Source organism: Rubrivivax gelatinosus (assembly GCF_004340905.1).
Taxonomy (GTDB): Bacteria; Pseudomonadota; Gammaproteobacteria; order Burkholderiales; family Burkholderiaceae_C; genus Rubrivivax; species Rubrivivax gelatinosus.
The window spans coordinates 158134-176029 of sequence record NZ_SLXD01000009.1 but is presented as its reverse complement, the minus strand read 5'-3'; the positions used below and the strand labels follow the sequence as shown (position 1 = coordinate 176029).

The following is a 17896-nucleotide window of genomic DNA, read 5'->3' as shown; positions in this document are numbered from 1 at the left end:
CTCAGGACAGGGTTCGGGACGAGGGCCTGCGTTCGGTCTGCATGACCAGCAGCGCCACCGGCAGCAGGCCGACGAGCACGATGGCCAGCGCCGGCAGCGCCGCCTGCTGCCACATCGACTCGGAGGTGAGCTGGAACACGCGCACGGCCAGCGTGTCCCAGCCGAAGCTGCGGGTCATCAGCGTGATCGGCATCTCCTTCATGACGTCGACCAGCACCATCAGGAAGGCCGCGAGCAGGCCGCCGCGCAGCAGCGGCAGGTGCAGCCGGCGCAGCGTCTGCCACGGCGTCAGGCCCAGCGAGGCGCAGGCCTCCTCCTGGTGGCGGCTGACACGCTGCATCGCGCTGTCGGTGGCGTGAAAGCCCACGGCCAGGAAACGCGCCGCCAGCGCCAGCAGCATCGTCGCCAGGCTGCCCTTGAGCAGCGCCAGCGGCTCGACGCCGAAGGGCTTGAGCAGCGCCAGCAGCTGCGCGTCGAACCAGGCGATCGGCACGAACACGCCGACCGCGAGCACCACGCCGGGGAAGGCGTAGCCGACCACGGCCAGCCGCACCAGCCAGGCGGTGGCGGCGTCGGCATGGCGGCGGCGGATCCACGACAGCAGCAGCGCCAGCACCGTGACCGCCGCCGCGGTGGTGCCGGCCAGGCGCAGCGTGTTCCAGGCGAAGCCCCAGTAGCGCGCGTCCAGGTCCTCGCGCCAGACCTGCAGCGACCAGACGACGATCTGCAGCATCGGTACGACGAAGGCCGCGCCGAGCACCGCCGCGCAGAACGCGGTGGCCAGCCAGCGCGCACGCGGCCCGAGCGCGCGCCGCGCGTCGCCGCCGGCGGCGGCATCGAAACGCTGCGCCTGCCGCGAGCGCTGCTCGGCGGCGACCAGCACCAGCACGACGAGCACCAGCAGCGAGGCCAGCTGCGCCGCCGCACCCAGGTCGTGCAGGTCGAACCAGGCCTTGTAGAGCGCGGTCGTGAAGGTGTCGACGTTGAACACCGCGACGGCACCGAAGTCGGCCAGCGTCTCCATCAGCACCAGCGCCAGGCCGGCGCCGATCCACGGCCGCGCCATCGGCAGCGCCACGCGCCACAGCGCGCCGGCCGGCGAGCAGCCCAGCGTCTGCGCCGCCTCCAGCGCGCGCCGGCCCTGGGTCAGGAAGGCACCGCGCGCGAGCAGGTAGACGTAGGGGTAGAAGGCCAGCACCAGCACCAGCGTCAGCCCCCAGAAGCTGCCGCGGATCTCGGGGAACCAGCGGCTGCTACCGAAGAGCTCGCGCAGCGCCGTCTGCACCGGGCCGGCGTACTCGAACAGGCCCATCTGCACGAAGGCCAGCACGTAGGCCGGGAAGGCCAGCGGCAGCACCAGCGCCCAGGCGAAGACGCGCCGGCCCGGGAACTCGCACATCGCCGTCAGCCAGGCCAGCGGCACGCCGACGGCGAGCACGCCGACGGCCACCAGCGCCATCAGCAGCGCGGTGTTGGCCAGCACACGCGGCAGCACGTGCTGCCACAGGTGGGCCCAGGTGTCGGCCTGCGGCGTGAGCGCCAGCACCAGCACCGCGCCCAGCGGCAGCAGCGTCAGCAGCGCGTTCGGCAGCGCGGCGAGCGCGCCGCGCCACGGCAGCGACCGCGCGCGGTGCGCCGCCGGCGCGAAGGCCGGCGGGTTCAGGCCGCGTTCAGCGGTAGCCAACGCGGTCGAGCAGGCGGATCGCCGCGGCCTGGCGCGAGCCGATGTCGGCTGCGTTCAGCGGGCTCGCCTTGAACGTCCCCCAGGCCTGCACGATCGGGTCGGCCTCGGCCTTCGGGTTGATCGGGCTCTCGAAGGTGCCGTGCGTGTAGTCGCGCTGCACGCCCTGCGAGGACAGCCACTCGAGCAGCTTGCGCCCGCCCTCGGGGTTGCGCGCGTGCGTGGTCACGCCGCCGCCGGACAGGTTGACGTGCGCCCCGCCCTCGCCGGCGCCCTGGTTGGCCCAGAACAGCTTGACCTTGGCGTTGAAGTCGGGCTCGCGCGCCAGGATGCGGCCGTAGTAGTAGGTGTTGGCGATACCGACCTCGCACTGGCCGGCCTCGATCGCCTTGAGCAGGCTGTTGTCGTTGGTGAAGACGTCGGTCGCGAGGTTGGCGACCCAGCCGCGCACGATCTCCTCGGCGCGGGCCTCGCCGTGCTTGGCGATCATCATCGCCACCAGCGACTGGGTGTAGGTCTGCTTGCCGGTGCGCAGGCACAGCTTGCCCTTCCACTTCGGCAGCGCCAGGTCCTCGTAGGTCGACAGCTGCGACGGCTGCACCTTGCCGGCGGCGTAGAAGATCGTGCGTTCGCGCTGCGACAGCCCCCACCAGCGGCTGCCGGGGTCGCGCAAGCTGGCCGGCACGTTGGCGTCCAGCGTCGGCGACTGCAGCTTGCGCAGCAGGCCGCGTTCGGCGGCGTTCCACAGGTTGCCCATGTCGACGGTGATCAGCACGTCGGCCGGCGAGCTGGCGCCTTCGGCGGCCAGGCGCTCGGTGAGCGAGCCGCCGCGGTCGGTCAGCAGGTTGATGCGCACGCCGGTCTCCTGCGTGTAGCGGTCCAGCGTCGGCTTGAGCAGCTGCTCGATGCGCGACGAGTAGACCGTCACCGGCTGCGGCGCGGCCTGCGCCAGGGCCTGGCCGGCCGCGGCGAGCGCGACGGCGCCGACGGCCAGCGTCGTCTTCCAGTTCTTCATCGTTTCTCCTGGTGGGGGTCAGAACGTCAGGTTGGCGCCGACCCAGAAGGTGCGACCCGCGGGCGCGGTGCCGCGCACCGAACTGGTCGCCTTGTAGTAGGGGCTGCCGAGCACCTCCTGGCCGCTGGTGTTGGTCCAGGCGCGGAAGTCGTCGAAGTCCTTGTCGAGCAGGTTGTGCACGCTGGCGCTCAGCGTCAGCGTCTTGGTCGGCTGGTAGCTGCCGCCCAGGTGCCACAGCGAGTAGCCCTTCAGGTCGCCGAGCGCGGCGTACTCGAGCGCGTCGTTGCCGGCCAGCGCCGAGGTCTTGCCGTCGAAGCGGCGGCTGTCGCCGCGGTACTCGCCGCGCAGCCAGGCGCTCCAGCGATCGCTGGCGTTCCAGCGCAGCTGGACGTTGGCGACGTGTTCGGCGGTGTCGCTGAGCTTGCCGCTCTCGACGCCGTTGACGATGGCCTCGCTGTCGGTCCAGGTGTAGTTGGCGGTCAGCGCCCAGCGTTCGGCCAGCGCCAGCCGGCCGGCGAGCTCGACGCCCCAGGTCTTGCCTTCGTCGATGTTGATCGCGTAGGTGGCGCTAGGGTTGGCGCTGCAGCTGGAGATCCAGTCGACGCTGCAGCTGCCGCCGCTGCTGCTGATGCGGTCCTTGATCTTGTTGCGGAACAGCGTCACCGAGCCGCCCCAGGCCTTGCCGCCGTCGTAGAGCGCGGCGAGTTCGGCGCTGCGGCTGACCTCGGGCTTGAGGTTCGGGTTGCCGATCGCCAGCACCGTGCCCTGACCGCCGATGCCCGAGACGCCGTCGATCAGCTGGTTCAGGCGCGGCGCCTTGAAGCCGCCGCTGAGGCCGCCCTTGAGCGTCCAGCCCGGCGCCGCGTCCCAGACGAGGTAGGCGCGCGGGCTGAACTCGCCGCCGAAGGCGTCGTGGCGGTTGTAGCGCCCGCCCAGCGTCGTCGTCAGGCCGTCGGCGAGCTGCCACTCGTCCTCGGCGAAGACGGCCCACATCGTCTGCTCGTGGTCCTCGGGCAGCAGGCTGTCGTGGAACTCGGCCTTCCACCACTGCAGGCCGGTGCTCAGCACGTGGCGCTCGCCGAGCGGGCTGACGAGCTTGGAGTCGAGCACGAGGTTGGTGGTCTCGAGGCCGCGGTCCTGGCCGATCTCGGCGCTGCCCGCCGGGCGCGAGGCGCTCGGAATCGTGCGTCCCAGCGTCTCGGTCTCGCTGCGTGTCAGGCTGGACTCGAGCAGACCGAAGGGCAGCCGGCTGCTGTGACCCAGCGCGACCTGGTCGCGGTTGAAACGCAGCTCGTCGCGGTAGCCGACGGCGGTGGTGGTGGCCGCGCCGGTGGCGCAGTTCAGGTAGTCGACGCCGCCGAGCCGGCAGTCGGCGTTGTCGTAACGCGTGCGCGCCTGGTCCAGGTCGAGCCAGAGGTCCTGGCCCTGGCCGGGCGTCAGCGTCAGCTTGGCGCCGACGCTGCTCTGCAGGCTCTCGCCGGGGCGCGGGTCGCGGGCATTGCCGCTGCTCCAGATGCGCTCCGAGGCGTTGCGGTCGTAGACGTTGCCGCGCAGCTGCAGACCCAGTGTGTCGGCCACCAGCGGGCCGCTCAGATAGATGTCGGCCTTGCGCTGCAGGCCTTCGTCGCCGGCCTCGGGCACGCCGACGGTGACGCCGGCGCTGCCCGCCCATTCGCGGCCGACCTTGCGCGTGATGATGTTGACGACGCCGCCCAGCGCGTCCGAGCCGTACAGCGTGGACATCGGGCCGCGGATGATCTCGATGCGCTCGATCGCCGCCACCGGCGGCATGAAGCTGTTGAGCGCGGCGCCGAAGCCGTTGGGCGTGACGTCGCCGGCGACGTTCTGGCGCCGGCCGTCGATCAGCACCAGCGTGTACTCGCTGGGCAGGCCGCGGATGCTGATGTCCAGGCCGCCGGTCTTGCCGGTGCCGCCGCGCACGTCGACCCCTTCGACGTCCTGCAGCGCCTCGGCCAGGTCGCGGAACTGGCGGGTCTGCAGATCCTCGCGCGTGATCACCGTGATCGACGCCGGCGCCTGGCGCAGCTCCTGCTCGAAGCCCGAGGCGGTGACGACCAGCGTCGGCAGCGCGCCGGTCTCGGGGGCGGGCTGGGCCTGAGCGACGGCCGCGCAGGCGGCGAGCGCGGCGGCGGCGGTCGTGCGGATTCGGCCGCGGCGATGCGCGGAGAGCTTGGACATGCGAGTTTTCCTGTGGCTTGTGAAGGACCGGCGCGCCGAGGGCCGCAGCCAGTCCATGCCAGGGATTATCCGAATCCATCGCTAATGCGACTCATTCGCCTTTGCATTCGTAATGAAACTTGTCATCCAGGGCCTGTCGTGTAAAGCGCGAGTCACGGTGCGCCCCCCTGACTGCGGGGTGCCCATGTTGCGGTTGAGACGCATTCTCATTTAGGATTGCAACCAACGCAAAGAACTGATGCGGCCTGCCGCAGGGATGATGACCAACCAGGACGTCCTCAACCGACTCGTGCGGATCTACGAGGATCTGTTCGCCCACGACGGCTTCGGCGAGATCCGCATCGAGATGCGGTTGCTGAAGAAGGGACAGAAGGAAGTCATCCTGCACTGCGGCAAGCAGCACCGCTTCGTCGTCGACTACAGCGAACGCCAGCCGCTGCGCTGGGGCGTGTGGAAGGTCGTCGAGGCGGCTGCCGGCAGCACGGCCGGTGAACGCCGCGCCGGTGCCGACCGGCGCCGCAGCCAGCTTCCGATCGCGTTCGAGGATCGCCGCCGCGGCGGCGATCGACGCCAGCGCTGAGCGCCTGGCCCAACGGACCGGGGTGGCCCCGGCCGTCGTGAAGAGGATCCGGACGTCGTCTGGCGGCACCGAGGGGGTGGCGGATGGCGTCAGCGGGACGAGCGTCCCGCCGACTTCTCTCATTCAAGGAACTCCCATGCTGAACAAGCTCCTCGCGCTGAGCCGCGAACAACGTGCCGCCGTCGTCGATGCCATCGATCCCGCCCTCGTCGCCCAGCCCTGGGCGAAGAAGCGCCTGAAGAAGATCAAGGGCAAGCAGGGCGGCTTCACGCTGCTCGAGCTGCTGGTCGTCGTCGCGATCATCGCGGCCATCGCCGGCACCGCCACCATCCTGCTGCGCGACACCGACCGCCAGGCCTCCGCCGCCGCCCACGTGGCGATGATGGACGAGCTGATGAAGGGCATCTCCACCTACCAGGTGCTCAACGACGGCATGCTGCCGTCGAACTTCGACTCGCTGATGCGCAACGGCACCGACACGCTGGTCGGCGCCACGTCCGCCGGCGCGGTGGACACCGACGTCATCAACGCCGACCTCGCCGCCAGCCTGGCGCCGACGACGATCCCGGCCGACGTCGCCTCGCTGCTGGTGGACGCCGGCGTGAGCACGGTGCGCCTGCTCAACAGCGCCGCCGACCCCAACGGCGCCGACGGCGCCGGCGACTGCTCGGCCACCGGCATCCGCACGCTGATCACCAACAAGGGCAACGACGTCACCGCGGCGACGATCTACCGCAGCGCGACCAGCGCCAACGGCTGCGGCTTCGACACCAACTACACGATCAGCGCCACCGCCACCGACCAGGTGCTGCAGCTCTGGGAAGAGCCGGCGCGCGTCAACGCCGACACCACCAAGGCCGCGATCGGCGCCAGCCAGACCCAGTACCTGGTGGCGCTGGGCATCGGCCCGGACACCTCGCTGTTCAACCCCGAGAAGCGCGGCGCGATGACCACGGTGCCGGTCTACCGCCACGTGACGAAGGACGAATACAACCGCTTCGTCGCCCTGCTGAACGTCGACACCGAAGCCTCCGAAGTGCGCCTGCAGGCCATCATCGACGGCGCCGGCGACACCAAGGACGAGGAACTCGGCGAGTGGGACGGCACGCGCAGCACGCTCTGACGCCCTGAGTCCCCGGGCCCGCGCCAGCCGCGGGCCACGCGCGGCGCGCCCACGAGGCGCGCCGCGCCTGCCGTCACCCCGATACCGCCTGCCGTCCGATGCCGTCGTTCCCCGCGTGCCCGCCGCCGCCGGCACGCCCCGTCCGTGGATTCACGCTGACCGAGCTGCTGATCGTCGTGGCCGTGCTCGCCGCCGTCGCGGCGCTCGGCTGGTCGGCCTACGCCGGCGTGCAGCGCGACGCCCAGGCGCGCCTGGCGCAGGTCCAGCTGCGCCAGCTCGCCCAGGCGCTGCGCCACTTCCGCGACGACACCGGCCACTGGCCCGGCAGCGGCCCGTTCGCGCTGGCCTCGGCCACGAACGTCGAGTCCGGCAGCGCCGGCACCGTGTCCTGCAGCGACACCGGCGAGGGCCTGTGGCTGCGCTCCAGCCTGCCCGCGCTGGCGCTGGGCTCCGGCGACGTCGAGACCTGGCGCGCCCGCTGGTTCGCCCACCCGGCCAACCTCTGGAGCCTGGTGAACGCCCCGCGGCTGTGCGCCAACCACGCGCTCGGCCGCCTGCAGCGCTGGGATCCGCTGTCGGGCCGCGGCTGGCGCGGCCCCTACCTGCGCCCCGAGTCGACCGGCTGGGTCGACGTCGGCGACGGCCTGGACGCCACCGGCGGCGACCCGCTCGGCGGCGAACTGCAGCGCGACCTGCGCGGCCTGCCGGCCGGCACGGCGCTGCAGGCCGTCGACGCCGCGGGCGCCGACTGCAGCCGGCTGCAGGACGGCTGCCGCTGGCGCTGGCACACGCTGGCCGCCACCGCCGGCGGCTACGACCCGGCGGCCCACGACGAAGGCAGCCACCCGCGGCCGCTGCTGTATTTCGGACCGGCGTCGGGCCGCGTGCGCGTCGCCTGGACCGGCAGCGACGGCCGCTGGGGCGGTTTCGCCGCCGACGCCCCCTGCGACGCCAACGCCGCCACCGAAGCCGGCCGCGACGACGTCGTCATCTGCCTGGAGTGACGATGACGCGCATCCTGATGCTGCTGGCGGCCCTCGCCATCACCCTGCCCTTCGCGGCGGCCGCGGCGCCCGCCTCCGCCGCGCCGGACCCGACGCAGGAGTTCCGCGAGATCCGCCTCGAGACCTTCGTGCCCGCGGCGCGCACGCCGCAGCGCATCATCCTGCAGCCCTACGGCGTGCAGTTCGACGCCGAGCTGGCGGCACCGCCGCGGCCGCAGAAGGCCGAGTACCTGCAGCAGGCACTGCAGCTGATGCACGTCAGCGAGCCGCCGCGCGTCAGCCAGGCGGTGCTGCTGCGCTACGGCCGCGGCGAGACCCTGGTCGCCTACATCGACGACGGCGCCGCCGCGCGCCTGGCGCGCGAGCTGCGCCCCGGGCAGACGCGCCGCTTCTACGCCTTCCACGTCTACAACTTCGCGCGCGGGCCGGCGCTGGTCGTGACCAGCTTCGGCGCCGCCGCCCCCGAGCGATGACACGCGCCGGCGGCTTCACGCTGATCGAGATGCTGCTCGTCGTGGCGCTGCTGGGCGCGACGGCGATGGTGTCGATGGCGCTGGTCGGCGGCCGCGACCAGCAGGCGCGGCGCCAGACCACCGAGCGCCGCCTGGACGCCCTCGTCGAGGCCGTCGTCGGCCGTGCGGCCCCGGCCTGGGGCGGCGAGGTGCGGCTGGCGGGGTTCGTCGCCGAGAACGGCCGCCTGCCGGCCTCGGTGCTGGAGCTGACCGCACGCGCGTCGCTGGTCGACGCCGACGAGTGCCGCGGCGACCGCAGCGTCGTCGCCGCCGGCCTGATGCCCTGCCTGCGCCCGCGCGCGCCGGTCTTCGACCCGACGCCGGCGGCCGACGGGCGCAGCGACGGCTCCGGCGACGAGTTCGCGCTCGACGACCCGGCCGAGTCCCTGAACAAGGGCCTGCGCCGCCAGCTCGACGGCCAGGCCGGCGGCGACCTGCTGCGCGACGGCTGGGGCAACGTCTCGCTCGACGGCGACGCCGACGACGCGCTGAACCACGGCTGGCGCCTGGGCCTGCCGGCCGACGAGAACGCGGACTGGACGATCACCAGCCTGGGCTCCGACAACGCCGTCGGCACGAGCGTGCCGCCGCCCGACGACGAGGCCACGGCCGACCTCGTGCGCGCCGTCGCGCCCGACGACTGGAGCGTGGACCTGGTCGGCTGGACGGTGCGCGTGCACAACGCCGGCGCCGGCGCGATCCCGGCCGGCAGCGCGCTGGCGGTGTCGCTGCTGGTCTGGGAGACCGCCAGCGGCGGCGGGCGCTGGCGCCGCCACACGACGCCGGCCTCGGCGGCCGCGATCGACGCCGGCGGCAGCGCCGACTTCGTCTTCGCCGCCCCGACCAGCGCGACGACGCGGCGCATCCCCAACGGCGAACACCGCGTGCTGCTCGTGGCCGGCAGCACGCCGTATGCCGTGGGCGGCCGGCGCGTGCACGCCGCGGCGCGTTTCTACCCGCGCGCGGCGCGGCCGGTGATCGAGCTCGTCGTGCGATGAAGCGCCGCCTGCCCCGCCCCTCGGCCGCCACGATGGCGCGGCTGCGCCTGCCGCGCCGCGGCGGCGGCACGCTGCGCTGGCTGGCCGACGCCGGGCCGCGAGGCATCACGCTGGTGGCGCTGCGCCGCGACGGCCGCGGCAGCGCCGCCAGCTGGCAGGAAGTGCTGCGCCGCGAGCATCCGGCCACCGATCCGGGCGCCGCGCTGCCGGCCCTGCTGGCGGCCGCGGCCGAGGCCGGCCTGCCGCGCCCGCGCCGGCTGGCGGTGATGCTTGCCGGCGCGGTGCCGGCCGTCGTCGACCTGCCGGTGGACCCGCAGCGCCCGCGCGCGCCGACGCAGATGATGGAGATGGCGCGCTACGAAGCCGAGCCGGCGATCGCCGCCCACAACGCCGTCTGGACCATCGGCGCGGTGCTGCAGGCGCGCGGCGTGCTCGACGCCGCGGCGCGCGAAGCCGTCACCACGCTGTCGCGCCAGGGCCGTTTCGCGCCCAACGGCGACACCCTGCGTTTCGGCGAGCTCGCGCTCGAGCTCGGCTGCGTCGCCCGCGAGGCGCTCGACGCCGCGCTGCAGGCCCAGACGACGCTGCAGATGCTCGACCGCGACATCGCCTGCGGCTGGCACGGCGCGCTGGTGCGCGACGGCCAGGGCCACCGGCTGCCGCTGTGGCGCGTCGCGGCGACGGGGGCCCAGGCGCGCGCCGACTGGATCGCCGCCACGCGCGCCGCCGGGCTGCGCCTGGAGGGCTTGTGGCCGCGCACCGGGCTGGCCGTCGCCTGGGGCGGCGCCGACGCGGGCGTCTGCCTGGGCCTGGAGCTGACGCCCGAGTGCGTGCACGCGCTGCGCCGCGTCGACGGCGCCTGCGGCGGCCAGCGCCTGGACTCGCGCGAGGAGCAGCCGGCCGACGCCGAGTCGCTGGCCACGCTGCTGCTGGACTGGCAGGTGGAGCCGCTGAACGAGCTGCGCCTGGTCGTCGCCGACCCGGCGCTGGACGCCGCCGCGCTGGCCGCCGGGCTGCAGCGGCTGATGCGGCTGCCGGTCACGGTCGTCGCCGCCGACGCCGCCCAGGCCGCCAGCGCCCGGGCCCAGGCGCTGGCACACGAACTCGACTCGCCGGCGCCGCGCCTGGTGCGCATTCCCGCCGCCGACCCGCGGCCGCCGCTGTGGCGCCGCCCCGGCTGGCGCCCGTGGCTGGCCGCCGGCGCCAGCGTCGCCGCCGCCGCCGCCTGGCAGGGCTGGGTCTGGTGGGACATCCACGCCATCGAGCGCCAGCGCGAGGCGATCGAGGCGCGGCTCAACGCGCGCAGCGCCGACCGCGAGCAGGGCCAGCAGCAGTCGCGCGAGCTGCAGCAGCGCCAGCGCGAGGTCGCCGGGCTGCGCCAGGCGCTGCAGCAGACGCTGGCGCGTGCCGACGCCTGGAGCGCGGTGCGCGAACGCACGCTGACCGTGCCGGCGCTGATCCGCGACCTGGGCGCGGCGATCGACGCCCAGGTCGTGCTCGACGGCGTGCGCGAACCGGGCCACGGCGAGCCCCGCATCGGCCTGGAGGTGCGCGCCTGGTCGACCGAGGCGCCGCGGCTGCAGGCGTATGCCGAGCGCGTGCAGCAGCGTGTCGCCGGGCGCGGCATCAGCGTCGCGCAGCCGGCGCTGCGCAGCCGCGCCGGCCGCCAGGGCGAGCCCGGCGTCGAGATGGTGTTCTGGCTCGTGCCGCAGGCCCCCGAGCTGGAGGCCGACGACGCGCCGGCGGCCGCCTCCGGAGTCCGGCCATGAAACGCTGGCTGTCCTCCGCGGGCGAACGCTGGCAGCGGCTCGGCGAGGCCGAGCGCCGGCGCGTGCCGCTGATCGCCGCGGCCCTGCTGCTGGCGGCGCTGAGCGCGCTGCACGCCTTCGTCGCCCATCCGGCGCGCCTGAAGGCGCGCGGCGACCTGACACGGCTGGAGCAGCGCGCGCGCCAGGCCTCGCAGCAGGCGCCGGTGCTGCCGCCGGGATCGCTGGGCGCACGCAGCCCGGCGGCGCTGGCACGCGAAGCCGCGGGGCTGCGCGGCGAGCTCGAACGCCAGCGTGCGCGTCTGGCCGCGCTCGAACCGGCGTTCGCCCCGCTGGACACGCTCGAGCCCGGCCGCGAACTCGTCGCCGCGCTCACCGCGCTGGCCGAGGGCGCCGACCTGAACCTCACGCGGCTGGAGCTGCAGGGCCTCAAGCGCGAGGAACAGGGCCAGCCGCCGAGCGCCGAGCGCATGCGCCAGCTCGCCCAGGCCGCGCCCTACCAGCGCCCGACGATGCGCTTCGAGGCCCAGGCCTCGTTCCGCGGCCTGATGCAGTTCCTCGACGGCCTGAGCACCCTGCCCTACACGGTGGCGCCGGTCTGGCTGTCGCTGGAGGTGCGCGCCGCCCCCGCCCCTGCCGGCGAGGCGCCGCGCCTGCCCTGGCTCGAAGTGAAGATGGACCTGACGCTGTGACCGAAGCCCACGACACGCCCGCCGACGTGCTCGACCGCCTGCACGCGCTGCTGCAGCAGCTGCTGGCCGCTGGCGGCTCGGACCTGCACCTGGCGAGCGCCCAGCCGCCGCTGGCGCGCGTCAACGGCGAGTTGCGCCCGCTGGGCGGCCAGGCCTGGACGGCCACGGCGCTGGGCGAACTCTGCGCCCGGCTCGCCGAACGCGACGGCCGGCTCGCCGACTGGCAGCGCGACGGCGGCCTGGACCTGGGCCTGACGCTGGGCGGCGAGCGTTTCCGCATCAACCTGCTGCGCAGCCTGGGGCGCGCGGGGCTCGTGGCGCGCCACCTCGACGGCCGCCTGCGCAGCTTCGCCCAGCTCGGCCTGCCCGCGTCGCTCGCCGGCCTGGCCGACATCGGCGACGGCCTGGTGCTCGTCACCGGCGCCACCGGCTCGGGCAAGAGCACGACGCTGGCCGCGCTGGTGCACGAGATCAACCGTCAGCACGCGCGCCACATCCTGACCATCGAGGACCCGGTCGAGTTCGTGCACGAGCCGATCCGCGCCCACGTCACGCACCGCGGGCTGCACCAGGACTTCCCCGACTTCGCCAGCGCGGTGCGTGCGGCGCTGCGCCAGGACCCCGACGTGATCCTGGTGGGCGAGATGCGCGACCTGGAGACCATGCGCGCGGCGCTCACCGCCGCCGAGACCGGCCACCTGGTGCTGGGCACGCTGCACACCGCCGACACCGTCGGCACCGTCGAGCGCGTGGTCGGCGGTTTCCCCGGCGACGAGCAGGACACCGCGCGCTACCGCCTCGCGTCGTGCCTGCGCGCGGTGGTCTCGCAGCGCCTGGTGCCGCGCCGCGACGGCCACGGCCGCACCGCGCTGGCCGAGGTGCTGGTCGTCAACACCGCGGTGGCGCACCTGATCGCCAGCGGGCGCAGCAAGCAGATCCACTCGCTGCTGGAAAGCGGCACCGAACACGGCATGCAGACCTTCGACCATTCGCTGGCCGCCGCCGTCGGCGCCGGCCGGCTGGGGCTGGACGAGGCGCGCGCGCTGGCGCGCGACCCGGCGCGCCTGGGCCGGCTGCTGGCCGAGGCCGGCGCGCGCGGCGCCACGAGGAGCCCCCATGGCCGTGCATGAGGCGGCGCTGCTGAACGCCGGCGTGCAGGCCGGCCTGGTCGACGCGGCGACGGTGTCGCGGCTGCGGCCGCTGGCGCGCGCCCAGCGCCTGGGCCTGCTGGACGCCATCGGGCGCGAGCTGCGCCTGCCGCCGACGGCCTTCTGGCAGGCGCTGGCGCGCCAGCGCGGCCTGCCCTGGCTGGACCTGGGCGCCGCGCGCCTGGACGAGGCGGCCTTCAAGCGCCTGCCGGTGGCGCTGCTGCAGAAGCACGCGATGATGCCGCTGCTCGACGAGCAGGGCCGCGACTGCCTGGCCGTCTGCGACCCCGACGACCGCGCCGGCGTCCTGGTCGCGGCGCGGCTGCTCGGGCGCGAACCGCGCCTGGTGCTGGCCGACGCCGACGGCCTGGCGGCGCTGCTGCTGCGCGAGACCGGGCGCGGCCCCACCGGCGCCGCCCGCGCGCCGGACGAGGACGCGACGGCGCTCTTCGACCGCCTGGTGCGCGAGAGCCTGCAGCGCCGCGCCACCGACATCCACGTCGAGGCGGTCGAAGGCGGCCACCAGGTGCGGCTGCGCGTGGACGGCGTGCTGCAGGACTGGGGGCCGGCGCTGCCGCGTGCGCTCGGCGAAGCGCTGGTCTCGCGCATCAAGGTGCTCGCCGGGCTGGACATCGCCGAGTCGCGCGCGCCGCAGGACGGCGGCGTCAGGTTCGCCGTCGGCGGCTGGGACGGCGACAGCGTGGACCTGCGCGTGGCCTCGATGCCGACCTGCCACGGCGAACGCCTGACGCTGCGCCTGCTGGGCCAGCAGGGCGCGGCGCTGAGCCTGGACGCGCTGGGCATGCCCGAGGCGGTGCTGGCGCCGCTGCGCGCCATCCTCGCGCGCCCGCACGGCATCCTGCTCGTCACCGGCCCCACCGGCTCGGGCAAGTCGACGACGCTGTACGCGGCGCTGCGCGAGCTCGACAGCCGGCGGCTGAACGTGCTGACGGTGGAGGACCCGGTCGAGCAGCAGGTCGCCGGCATCTCGCAGGTCGGCGTCAGCGCCAAGGTCGGTTTCGCCGACGCGCTGCGCGCCTTCCTGCGCCACGACCCGGACATCATCCTCGTCGGCGAGGTGCGCGACGCCGACACCGCCGACACCGCGCTGAAGGCCGCGGCCACCGGCCACCTGGTGCTGTCGACGCTGCACACCAACTCGGCCGCCGGCGCCGTGACGCGGCTGGTGGACATCGGCTGCGAGCGCTACATGATCGCCGACACGCTGGCCGGCGTGCTCGCGCAGCGGCTCGTGCGCCGCCTGTGCACGCGCTGCCGCGAGCCCGCCGGCGCCGACGCCCGGCTGCTCGAGGCGCTGGGCCTGGAGGCGCTGCCGCCGGACGCCACACCCTGCCGCCCGGTGGGCTGCCCGCACTGCCTGGGCACCGGCTACCGCGGCCGCATCGGCCTGTACGAGGCGCTGTGGATGGACGCCGCGCTGGCCGAGGCGGTGGCCGACGGCGCGCGCGAGCGCCGGCTGATGGAGACGGCGCGCGAGCGCGGCCGGCTGCACGCGCTGGCCGAGGACGCGCGCGCCAAGCTGCTCGCCGGCATCGTCGCCCTGGACGACGTGCGGCCCTTCCTGCGGAGCGGCGCATGAACCGCTGGGGCTACCTGGCGCTGGACGCGCACGGCGTCGAGCAGCGCGGCGAAGTCGAGGCGCGCGACGAGCGCGACGCACGCAGCCAGCTGCGCGCGCTGCGCCTGCGGCCGATCGAGGTCGCGCCGGGCCCGCTGCGCGAGACCCTGTCGGCCGGCGAGCGGCTGCTCGCCGCCGTCGAGCCGCTGCTGCCGCGCGCCTGGATGCCGACGCGGCGCGGCGACCTGGCGCTGCTGCTGCGCCAGCTGGCGCTGATGCTGCGTGCCGGCCACACGCTGGTGCAGGCGCTGGACGCCGCGGCGCGGCTGGCCGTCAAGCACAGCCTGCGCGCCCACGTCGGCGCGCTTGCCGAGGCCTTGCGCGGGGGCCTGCCGCTGTCGCAGGCGATGGCCGCGCGCGGGCGGCCGTTCACGCCGCTGATGGTGCAGCTCACCGCCAGCGCCGAAGCCAGCGGCGAGCTCGACCTGGTCTGCGAACGCATGGCGCTGGACCTCGAACGCCAGGGCGAGCTGCGCCGCCAGGTGCTCAACACGATGCTCTATCCGAGCCTGGTGCTGGCGATGGCCGTCGGCGTCTTCGCCTTCCTCGCCGTCTCGGTGGTGCCGCGTTTCGCCGCCTTCATCGAGGGCCGCGGCAACCGCGTGCCGGCCGAGGCCCAGCTGCTGATGGACCTGGCCGCGGGCTTCTCGCGCTGGGCGCCGTGGCTGGGCGCGGGGTTGGGCGCGGCCGTCGCTGCGGTCTGGGTGACGCTGCTGTTCGAGCGCGGCCGGCGCATCGTCGACCGCCTGCTGCTGGCCCTGCCGCTGCTCGGCGGCGCGATCCGCGACGCGACGATGACCCGCACCGCCTGGGCGATGAGCCTGCTGGTGGGCAGCGGCGCCACCGCGCTGGAGAGCCTGCGCATCGTGCGCCGCATCGCCGGCAACCGGGTCTACGTCGCCGTCTTCGAGGAGGCCGAGCACCGGCTGCTGGCCGGGCGCAGCCTGGCGCGCGCGCTGGACCAGCGGCCGGTGCCGCCGCTGATGCGCCACATGGTCGCCGTCGGCGAGGGCACGGGCCAGCTCGACACCGTGCTCGAGGCGGTGGCCACGCACTTTCGCGCCCGGCTCGACGCGCGCATCAAGCTGATGACCGGGCTGATCGAGCCGGTGCTGCTGATCGTCGTCGGCGCCGTCGTCGGCTTCGTCTACTACACGTTCTTCAAGACCGTCATGTCCATCGGAGGGGGAGGCCAATGAGACGCCGACCGCGCCACCGCGGCGCCCCGGCGTCCGGGCTCGTGCTGCTCGCGCTCGCCTCGTGCGCGCCGGCCGGCGCCCAGGAGCCGCCCGAGGTGCCGCCGGCGCTGCGCCAGGGGCTGCGCACGATCCAGGACTACGCCGACGCGGTGCAGGCCCAGCGCCGCGGCCCGGCCGGCGCCGAGCGCGACCCGTTCCAGGTCACGCCCGAGCTGCGCCAGCGCCGCCCCGGCCGGCCCGGGCCGGCGGCGGCGCTGCCGGCGACGGCGGCGCTGGCCAGCGGCTGGCGCGTGCTCGCGCTGGTGCTCGGCGAGCGCCCGCGCGCGCTGCTCGGCCCCGAGGCCGAGGCCCCGGCGGCGCGCTGGCGCGAGCGCCTCGTCGCCGAGGGCGACGAGCTCGAGATGCCCGAGGGCGGCCTGGCGCGCGTGCTGCGCATCGACGCCCAGGGGGTGCAACTGCAGATCGGCGGCGGCCTCGACGGCACGCCCGCGCGCGTGTGGATCCGATGAACAACCAAGCTGTCCCTCTCGCGCGCCGGACGGCGGCGGCCCGTGCGGCGGTCCTGGCGCTGTCGGTGCTGGCGCTGCAGGCGGCGCGCGCCGACACCGCCGAACCCGGCGCCACGGCGGCGCGGGTGCCGCCGCGCGCCGCAGCGCGTGCGCCCGCGCCGCGCGGCCTGGACACGCCGATGAGCGTGGACTTCCGCCAGGTCAGCGTCGCCAGCGCGCTGCGCGTCGTCGCCGAGGCCTCGGGGCTGAACCTCGTCGCCACGCCGGCGGCGGCACAGCGCGAGCTGACGATGGTGATGCAGCGCAGCAGCGCCGGCGCGGTGCTCGACGGCATCACGCGCATCAGCGGGCTGTGGTATCGCTGGCGCGACAGCGCCGGCGCCTACCTGGTGATGACCGCCGAGGAGTACCAGCGCGACGTCACCGTCTTCCGCGAGGAGCAGACGCTGGTGCTGCCGCTGCGCCACCACAACGTCGTCGCCGCCGCGCACGCGCTGCGCGCGCTGTTCGGCAGCCGCGTGCGCCTGAACGAACCGCGCGAGGAGCCGCTGGGCGAGCGCCTGGGCAGCGGCGACCTGCGCCGCGGCGGCAGCACCGCGGCCACGGCCGCCGCCGGCCAGAACGCCGCGGCGCAGGCCGCGGGCGCGGTGTCGGCCAGCCGTGGCGGCCTGCGCGCGGCGAGCGACGGCACGCCCGAGGCGGTGCAGCACGGCACCGACGCCGACACCGCGCGCGCGCTGCAGTCCGGCGACGACGCGCCGCTGTACGTCACCTACAGCAAGCTGCACAACCTGCTGATCCTGCGCACCGGCGACGAGAAGGTGCTCGCCCAGGTGCGCCGCTTCGTCGAGCAGATCGACCTGCCGGCGCGCCAGGTGCTGCTGGAGATGCGCATCATCGAGGTGCGGCTGGACGACGAGTTCCACCGCGCCTTCGACCTCGACTTCTTCAGCAAGGGCCAGGCCTCGGGCGTGGCCAGCACCGCGTCGGGCCAGAGCGTCAACCCGCTGACCGGCGCGTCCAGCGGCCCGCGCAGCGTCGGCGCGCTGGGCAACTACAGCCAGTACGAGAACAACACCTCGGTGTTCCAGTTCCTCAGCAACCGCATCCGCCTGCGGCTGCAGCTGCTCGAGGAGCAGGGCCGGGTGCAGACCGTCGCCCGCCCGCTGCTGCTGGCGTCGAACAACGAGCCGGCGCGCCTGTTCATCGGCGAGGAGGTCGTGCTGACCACCGGCGCCACGGCCCAGACCACCACCGGCACGACCGGCGCGACCAACACCACGATCACCGCCGAGACCGAGAAGCGCGACATCGGCACGACGCTGCTGATCCACCCGCGCATCAACGCCGACCGCAGCGTCACGCTGACCATCGACCAGGAGAGCTCGGTGCGCGTGGCCGGCGGCACGACGATCCCGCTGGCCACCGGCAGCGACGAGGGCAACGGCGTCATCCAGTTCCCGATCGACACCGTCAACACCGCCACCGTGCAGGCCGTGGCGCTGGCCCAGGACGGGCTGACGATCGCCGTCGGCGGCATGGTGCGCGAGACGCGCAGCCGCACCGAGGGCAACGTGCCCGGGCTGTCCTCGGTGCCGCTGCTGCGCGAGGTCTTCAAGAAGGACGAGCGCAGCGGCGAACGCTACGAGATGGTCCTGGTGATCACGCCGCACGTGCTGGAGTCGGCCGAGCAGGCCGAGGACGTGACGCGGCGGCTGCGCGAGCGCGACGCCGACATCCGCGCGCCGGAGGTGCTGCCCGCCGGGAGTTGAGTGCAGCCAGGCCCGGCCGCGCGGGGCGGCGGGCACCCGACCTCAGACGACATCGGCCG

At 74.8% G+C, this 17896-nt stretch carries 15 protein-coding genes; 12 read left to right on the top strand and 3 right to left on the bottom strand.

Annotated features, from left to right (window positions below):
* Window position 1: 1 nt before the first annotated feature.
* The 3 genes from EV684_RS15095 to EV684_RS15085 are packed head-to-tail and all read right to left on the bottom strand — an operon-like array spanning window position 2 to window position 4895.
* The gene (locus EV684_RS15095; RefSeq protein WP_200222444.1) at window positions 2-1684 is read right to left on the bottom strand and encodes an ABC transporter permease; all 1683 of its coding nucleotides are present in this window, start codon (window positions 1682-1684) and stop codon (window positions 2-4) included.
* On the bottom strand, window positions 1671-2696 hold the full coding sequence (locus tag EV684_RS15090) for an extracellular solute-binding protein (RefSeq protein WP_132648113.1): 1026 nt from the start codon (window positions 2694-2696) through the stop codon (window positions 1671-1673). The genes EV684_RS15095 and EV684_RS15090 overlap by 14 nt, the downstream gene beginning before the upstream one ends.
* A gap of 18 nt (window positions 2697-2714) precedes the next feature.
* The gene (locus tag EV684_RS15085; protein WP_132648112.1) at window positions 2715-4895 is read right to left on the bottom strand and encodes a TonB-dependent receptor domain-containing protein; all 2181 of its coding nucleotides are present in this window, start codon (window positions 4893-4895) and stop codon (window positions 2715-2717) included.
* 238 nt (window positions 4896-5133) lie between these two features.
* Between EV684_RS15085 and EV684_RS15080 the strand changes: the two genes are divergently transcribed.
* The 12 genes from EV684_RS15080 to EV684_RS15030 all read left to right on the top strand — a co-directional run bounded on the left by EV684_RS15080 (window position 5134) and on the right by EV684_RS15030 (window position 17837).
* A complete protein-coding gene (locus tag EV684_RS15080) occupies window positions 5134-5475 on the top strand; it encodes a hypothetical protein (RefSeq protein ID WP_132648111.1) in 342 nt (113 codons plus the stop codon).
* Window positions 5476-5611: 136 nt separating this feature from the next.
* Window positions 5612-6598 (top strand): prepilin-type N-terminal cleavage/methylation domain-containing protein, encoded by a 987-nt coding sequence (locus EV684_RS15075; RefSeq protein ID WP_132648110.1) that lies wholly within the window; start codon window positions 5612-5614, stop codon window positions 6596-6598.
* A 98-nt stretch (window positions 6599-6696) separates the two neighbouring features.
* Complete coding sequence (locus EV684_RS15070) at window positions 6697-7602, top strand: prepilin-type N-terminal cleavage/methylation domain-containing protein (protein WP_132648109.1); 906 nt, start codon at window positions 6697-6699, stop codon at window positions 7600-7602.
* Between the two features lie 2 nt (window positions 7603-7604).
* Window positions 7605-8075, top strand: coding sequence for a hypothetical protein (locus tag EV684_RS15065; RefSeq protein ID WP_132648108.1), 471 nt, complete (start codon window positions 7605-7607; stop codon window positions 8073-8075).
* A complete protein-coding gene (locus EV684_RS15060) occupies window positions 8072-9112 on the top strand; it encodes a type II secretion system protein (RefSeq protein ID WP_132648107.1) in 1041 nt (346 codons plus the stop codon). The genes EV684_RS15065 and EV684_RS15060 overlap by 4 nt, the downstream gene beginning before the upstream one ends.
* Window positions 9109-10881, top strand: a complete 1773-nt coding sequence (locus tag EV684_RS15055) for a hypothetical protein (RefSeq protein ID WP_132648106.1) — start codon at window positions 9109-9111, stop codon at window positions 10879-10881. Before EV684_RS15060 ends, EV684_RS15055 begins: the two co-directional genes overlap by 4 nt.
* Window positions 10878-11570, top strand: a complete 693-nt coding sequence (locus EV684_RS24380; RefSeq protein WP_165908502.1) for a hypothetical protein — start codon at window positions 10878-10880, stop codon at window positions 11568-11570. The genes EV684_RS15055 and EV684_RS24380 overlap by 4 nt, the downstream gene beginning before the upstream one ends.
* Window positions 11567-12700, top strand: coding sequence for a type IV pilus twitching motility protein PilT (locus EV684_RS15050; protein WP_165908501.1), 1134 nt, complete (start codon window positions 11567-11569; stop codon window positions 12698-12700). The genes EV684_RS24380 and EV684_RS15050 overlap by 4 nt, the downstream gene beginning before the upstream one ends.
* The gene (locus EV684_RS15045) at window positions 12687-14318 is read left to right on the top strand and encodes a GspE/PulE family protein (protein ID WP_132648105.1); all 1632 of its coding nucleotides are present in this window, start codon (window positions 12687-12689) and stop codon (window positions 14316-14318) included. Before EV684_RS15050 ends, EV684_RS15045 begins: the two co-directional genes overlap by 14 nt.
* Entirely contained in the window at window positions 14315-15556 is a 1242-nt protein-coding gene (locus EV684_RS15040; RefSeq protein ID WP_132648104.1) for a type II secretion system F family protein, read from the top strand. The genes EV684_RS15045 and EV684_RS15040 overlap by 4 nt, the downstream gene beginning before the upstream one ends.
* Window positions 15553-16065, top strand: a complete 513-nt coding sequence (locus tag EV684_RS15035; RefSeq protein WP_132648103.1) for a hypothetical protein — start codon at window positions 15553-15555, stop codon at window positions 16063-16065. The genes EV684_RS15040 and EV684_RS15035 overlap by 4 nt, the downstream gene beginning before the upstream one ends.
* Window positions 16062-17837, top strand: a complete 1776-nt coding sequence (locus EV684_RS15030; RefSeq protein WP_132648102.1) for a type II secretion system protein GspD — start codon at window positions 16062-16064, stop codon at window positions 17835-17837. Before EV684_RS15035 ends, EV684_RS15030 begins: the two co-directional genes overlap by 4 nt.
* The last annotated feature ends 59 nt before the right edge of the window (window positions 17838-17896 follow it).